Origin of the sequence: Pseudomonas sp. 2995-1 (assembly GCF_002742505.1) — a bacterium.
GTDB lineage: Bacteria > Pseudomonadota > Gammaproteobacteria > Pseudomonadales > Pseudomonadaceae > Aquipseudomonas > Aquipseudomonas sivasensis.
The window spans coordinates 1-331 of record NZ_LJSA01000206.1 but is presented as its reverse complement, the minus strand read 5'-3'; the positions used below and the strand labels follow the sequence as shown (position 1 = coordinate 331).

Below are 331 nucleotides of genomic sequence, written 5' to 3'. Positions count from 1 at the left end.
GGGCTTCTGTGAACCATTAGAAATACTTTGTCACTATCAGAGATGAAATCCCTTATTGCGTGAGAAATAACACGTGCCCCTACTCTAGTTCTCTTTTCAACCGCATTAGATTTGCCCCCATAAAACCGAACCTTTCCATTGGCTTGCTTAATTGCAGCTTGATCTCCACCTCTTCCAAGCGCAAGATCCAAACTAGATTGAGCTAGTTGGCCAAGTTCTCTCATTTCTGGATTACCAGTTCCAATACCAATGCTTAATGTCAATGCGATTCTCTCTTGTGCAGTAACTTCCCTTACTTCATCAAGGATTGTAAAACGGTCTTCTTCTAATG

At 41.7% G+C, this 331-nt stretch carries 1 pseudogene; it reads right to left on the bottom strand.

Annotation, left to right across the window (positions count from 1 at the left end):
• Nucleotides 1–331 (bottom strand): annotated as a pseudogene (locus AOA61_RS02500) (hypothetical protein); the annotation flags it as partial.